General features: G+C 40.9%; 5 protein-coding genes, 1 pseudogene and 1 riboswitch. Of the genes and pseudogenes, 2 read left to right on the forward strand and 4 right to left on the reverse strand.

Annotation, left to right across the window (positions count from 1 at the left end):
- From SD31_RS10205 to SD31_RS10220, 4 genes and pseudogenes are all read right to left on the reverse strand, one after another.
- Window positions 1-206: transposase (locus tag SD31_RS10205; protein ID WP_039054047.1), on the reverse strand; the 206-nt coding region annotated here is incomplete at its 3' end.
- Window positions 207-261: 55 nt separating this feature from the next.
- Window positions 262-589: pseudogene (locus SD31_RS10210) on the reverse strand (nucleotide pyrophosphohydrolase).
- 3 nt (window positions 590-592) lie between these two features.
- Window positions 593-1,051, reverse strand: a complete 459-nt coding sequence (gene dtd, locus SD31_RS10215) for a D-aminoacyl-tRNA deacylase (protein WP_039054048.1) — start codon at window positions 1,049-1,051, stop codon at window positions 593-595.
- Between the two features lie 75 nt (window positions 1,052-1,126).
- Window positions 1,127-3,577: a TonB-dependent receptor gene (locus tag SD31_RS10220; RefSeq protein ID WP_039054049.1), complete on the reverse strand. Its 2,451-nt coding sequence runs from the start codon at window positions 3,575-3,577 to the stop codon at window positions 1,127-1,129.
- Window positions 3,578-3,634: 57 nt separating this feature from the next.
- A riboswitch (TPP riboswitch) is annotated at window positions 3,635-3,749 on the reverse strand.
- A 320-nt stretch (window positions 3,750-4,069) separates the two neighbouring features.
- Between SD31_RS10220 and SD31_RS10225 the strand changes: the two genes are divergently transcribed.
- On the forward strand, window positions 4,070-5,050 hold the full coding sequence (locus tag SD31_RS10225; RefSeq protein WP_231561443.1) for an amidohydrolase family protein: 981 nt from the start codon (window positions 4,070-4,072) through the stop codon (window positions 5,048-5,050).
- Between the two features lie 18 nt (window positions 5,051-5,068).
- Window positions 5,069-5,347 carry an acylphosphatase gene (locus SD31_RS10230; protein ID WP_039054050.1) on the forward strand — a complete coding sequence of 93 codons (279 nt, stop codon included), beginning with the start codon at window positions 5,069-5,071 and terminating at the stop codon, window positions 5,345-5,347.
- The last annotated feature ends 77 nt before the right edge of the window (window positions 5,348-5,424 follow it).

The raw sequence follows: 5,424 nt of genomic DNA on the forward strand, positions 1-5,424 counted from the left end.
ATTTTTHTTTCTATGGTGAATGATTTTTTGGCTACACCTTGCAAGCCTTGCTTGCCATAATTTTGGTAAAGCCTAAGCCAAAATTGTAAATTCGATTTACTTAATCCTTCTCGCTTTGCAAGGCTTCCAATACTGTCTTTACCTCGTAGAATAGTGGTTACTAGACGTAACTTAAAATTGAAATTATACTTCTGTTTTTTACTCATAAAAATGCCCCAAATAAGTGTCTAACTTTTTGGGGCATGTCTAACGTTCGGGCTTTTATTTTAGTTTATCGTTGTTCTTGTGTCTTTCAGCATCTCTTTTTGTCTTCTTTTCCAGATTTTTTTGGTAGAGCTTCGGTGAGGTCTATGTCCGTCTGATTTGCAAGACATATTAACACAAATAGTACATCAGCCATTTCGTCGGCTAGATCCGCCTCTTTATCGGAGTTCTTAAACGACTGTTCTCCATATTTACGTGCCATAATGCGGGCTACTTCTCCCACTTCTTCCATGAGGATTGCCGTATTGGTGAGCTCGTTGAAATATCGTACACCGGTAGTAGTAATCCAGTGGTCGACGATTTGTTGCGCTTCTTTAATGGTCATCTCCTAAAAGTTGTCTTTATCTTTGGTGTTCATGATGATGGTCACGGGACCATCGTTTCTTAAATCTATTTTCATGTCGGCGCCGAAGATACCCATCTGTACTTCTTTTTTCAGCAGGGTGCCGAGTAGAGTGCTCATGTTTTCGTACATAGGCTTTGCTTTCTCCGGCTTTGCTGCCCGGATAAACGAGGGTCTATTTCCTTTTTTGGTTTGTGCGAAGAGGGTGAATTGTGATATCAGCAGGATGTTGCCTCCAATATCTTGGATGGATTTATTCATCAAACCATTTTCGTCGGAAAAAATACGGAGGTTGACGATCTTGTTGGCTAACCATTCCATGTCTTCTTGGGTGTCGGTATCTTCCACCCCCAGCAGGATAAGCAATCCATTCTCTATAGCGCCTGTGATTTGGTTGTCTACGGTACATGAGGCGTGTGTCACGCGTTGAATAACTGCTCGCATGCGGTAAAAGTAATAACTATTTGCGAAGAGCAAAAAAGGCAATTACCATTATGTAATTGCCTTTTGGGATATTTGTCAGAATTTGATGTTTATGCCAAACAGAAAGTTTGTTGTCGCTTGTGGGTAATAGAAGTTATAATGTTCGATTGTGCCTTTAGATTCAAAAAGCTGTCTCCATGTATACCCTGACGTTTCGTATTTCTTGTTGAAGATGTTGTTAACACTCAACAAGAAGTCTACATTCTTTACACCAAATAGTGAAGTGCTGTATTTTGTCTGTAAATTGGAATATGAAAATGGACGGATAGAGCGTTCTTTTGCTTCGGTGTTGTCAAGGTAAATGCGCGACACATATTTTGTCAGCAGGCTGAAAGACAGGTTTTCCATAGGGCTGTAAGTGATGTTGTTGGAAAGTATTGTATTTGCGGCTTTAGCAATCTGTGTGTCACCATGTTCAATCTGCAGTTCGGTGATTTTATTCCAGTCATCATCCAGTACAGGCACATATTCGACAAAATCTTTGATTTTGTTGCGGCTTAATGTTGCTGCTGCAGACCAGTGGAATTTAGAGCTTATTTTCCATGCGGCATCCAGTTCTATGCCTATGCGGTAGCTTCTCGGAATATTCATGCGTATTTCACCGCCTGTGTCGTTAAGTGCTCCGGTAGGGATTAGCTGATCTTTGTACAACATAGCATAAAGATTTGACCCCAACGAAAAGTGAGGTAGTGACAGGCGGTATCCAGCTTCGATATCTTGCATTCTTTCGGGCTTAGGAAATTCGTCTCTTGGATTTTCTACGTAATCTTTGCGTACGGGTTCTTTGCTTGCATAAGCATACGAAAGATATACGTTAGCTTGCTGGGTTAGAAAGTAGGTGGCGCCGACCTTAGGATTGAAGAAATTCAGCTTGTCTTGGAAGTTCAAGTTTTTGATTTTGTCGTCATCGCCAAATACTTCGTAATGGATGTTTCTATACTGAAGATCCATGTTGAAAAGCCATTTTTCGACACGGTAATCGGTTTTTAGGAAGATGTTGAAGTCATTCTTTGTGGCGTCATTGAAGTAATATTTATCGCCAAAGGTTTCTTCAGGATAGATAAATACTTTTGTGACATCACCATAGTGATCACCCTTATACTGATTGAAAGCTCCTCCCAGCGTATAATTCCAAGAGTTGGAAGGTTTGTAATTTATGGAAAAAGTTGTTCCATAGAAATGGTTATCCAGCCATCTACGGCGTATCAAGTTGGATTTGGTGATGGTGTCTGTCCCGGAAATCAGGTTAGGAATGCCATATTTAGCAAGACGGTCTGCCTCACGGAACTCTTCGTAATATCCTTTTCCTCGTGTATAGTGGAGAGCTACATTATATGTCCATGTATTATTGTATAACGTGTAGTACAGGTGTGCATGAGTTTGTTTGTAGTTGTCGGTCTGGTTGTCGTACGTATAATAATTGTAACGACGGTCAGCATTCATTAGGCGATCAAATTCAGCTCCTCCATAGATTCCCAAGGCATTGTAGGCGTACTCTTCCAATGCTGCGCGGTCGTTTTCTAAGATGGGTTGTGGCACGCCATACCAAGCCTGGTAGGTTTTTTCTTTTCCTGTCAACACCATGGCTTTGAGGATATGCCTGTCAGTGTACATTCCGGCATCAAAGTAAAGGGATTTGAGGTCGGATGTAGCTCTTTCTACGTAGCCGTTTGAGGTGATGTTCGATAGTCTTGTATTGAAGGCAAATTTATCGTTGATAAGCCCAGACCCTAGTTTTAAGGTGTTCTTCCACGAGTTGTAGGAGCCAACACTGTTGTTGAATTCGGCGTAGGCTTTTTTCTGTACGGCATCGGTTTGAATGTTTAGCGAGGCACCGAAGGCTCCGGCACCATTGGTAGAAGTACCTATACCTCTTTGGATTTGAATACTTTCGATACTGGAAGCAAGGTCTGGAAGGTTGATAAAGAAGGACCCCATGCTTTCAGCATCATTCAAGGGTATACCGTTGATTGTTACGTTGATGCGTTGGTTGTCCGAACCGCGGATGGTCATGTTGGTATAGCCTATTCCTGCTCCAGCATCGGAGCCAATGATGACGCCGGGAGTCTGGTCTAGGAGATAGGGGATATCCTGACCGAGATTGTTCTTTTCGATATCGTCTTTAGAAAGGTTTTTGTATGTGGTGGCCGAATTCTGCTGGGCACGTGTGGCGTACACTCTTACTTCATCGGCCTGCAGGGTGATACGGTCGAGTTTGACAGTCAATGAAGATTGGTTTGCAGGCCATGAACCCACATACTCTGCAAATCCAAGATGTTTCACCCTTATGTATGAAGGAGAGGAAGGGTGGAGGATGTTTGTGTTGCCCCGTTCGTCGGTCTTGGCGGACACTTTGTCGACCATTACGGAAGCATTAGGTAAAGGGTTGGACTTCTCATCCAATACAGTGATGGTGAGTTTAGTTTGGGCAACGGCAAGAGTAGCCATTAGGCATATTGCCCACAATGCAACGAAGTGCTTAATCATAAGTAAAACAGTTTTTAAAAGTTAAACCTAATTACTACAAGGGGCTATAGTAATTCCTTAATTTAACTTCCCTTTCCCTACGCTGGCATTACCCAGATCAGGTGCGTTTAATTTATAGCTATAAATTAAACAGGGTATGATCTCAGCCCGTCTTTGTGTCACAAGGACAAGGCACCCCTATTTGATATTGCAAATATAAACTTTTTAACAGTAATGCAAAAATGTCATATAAATCTTATTAAAAAATTGTATCTTTCTCAAAAAATTGGGATATCTCATTAAAATCACACAACGCAATTATTAGATGATACAATACTTTTCAGCTGATTACGTTATTCCGGTAACGTCAGATCCTATTAAAAACGGTATCGTAGCAATAGAGGACGGGAATATTGTAGGATTATATAGAGAGAATGATCCTGCAGTTAAAGCTTGACGTAGAATCATTTTTCAGGTGTTTTAATACCTGGATTTGTTAATACCCATTGTCATTTGGAACTGTCACATTTGGAGAATGTTATCCCTTCGAAGACAGGGTTAATAGAGTTTATTGGCAATGTGGTAACCAAAAGGGGGCAGGATGTAGAGCGTATTAAGGAAGCTATGGTGGAGGCGGATCGCCGCATGTACGAAAGCGGTATTCAGGCGGTGGGTGATCACGTGAACACTTCCATTTCTGCAGAGGTGAAAAGTAAAAGTAAAATTATCTATCACACCTTTGTGGAAATTATTTGCATGAAAGATGATGAGGTGTTGAATAAGATTGACGAAGCCCGCGATATTGAATTTTATTTTGATCCTAACCATTCTTCCATTACGCCGCATGCACCTTACTCCTGTTCCAAATCCCTTTTTAAAACCTACAAAAAATCTATCAGCGACGACAATATCATTTCTATTCACAACCAGGAAAGTGAAGAAGAAAATAAATTGTTTCGCTACAAGTCGGGAGAGTTTCTCAAATTCTATGAAAAAATGGGTATAGATGTGGACTGTTTTAAGGCCCAGGTCCGTAACTCCATACAGTCATACCTTAACTTCTTACCGGCGTCCAATCACACTATACTAGTACACAACACGTACACTTCCATCAAAGATTTGGACTTCATCAATCGTATGGCACGTAAGGTGACGCTGTGCCTTTGTCCTAAAGCCAATCTTTACATTGAGGATACGCTTCCAAAAGTTCAGCTTTTCTTGAATCAAAAATTTGATATCGCTTTGGGTACGGACAGCCTAGCGTCGAACGATACGTTGAGTATTTTAGAAGAGCTTAAGACCCTGCATAAGGCAAATAAGGAGCTGACCTTCTTGGAGACAATCAAGTGGGCAACAATCAATGGGGCTAAAGCTTTGGGGCTAGACAACGAGATAGGTTCTTTGGAAGTCGGCAAAAAACCGGGATTGGTACTGTTGAAAAATATGCCAAATCTCAAGATCAATGACAGTGTTGAAGTACAAAGAATTATTTAATTGCTTACTTTTGCTTTGATGAAACATTTGAACATCAAAGTAAGAGGAAAGGTCCAAGGCGTTTATTTCAGAATTTCAACGAAAGCCGTTGCTGATCAGCTCGGTATAAAGGGATTTGTCCTCAATTGTGAGGACAAATCTGTTTATATCGAAGCAGAAGGGGATGATTTTGCTTTAGAGTCTTTGTTGGACTTTTGTCACGAAGGACCGGAAAAGGCGGAAGTTGAGTCGGTAGAAATAGAAGAAACTTCTGAGCTGAAAGGTTTTACGAACTTTGAAGTCAATCAAACGCATTAAATAATTCTTTATTATAGTGTCTGGAATAAGGAAATTTGTAGGAGATACTGTCATTTATGTCTCACTATCCGTTATCT

Source organism: Sphingobacterium sp. T2, from assembly GCF_000814685.1.
Classification (GTDB): domain Bacteria; phylum Bacteroidota; class Bacteroidia; order Sphingobacteriales; family Sphingobacteriaceae; genus Sphingobacterium; species Sphingobacterium thermophilum.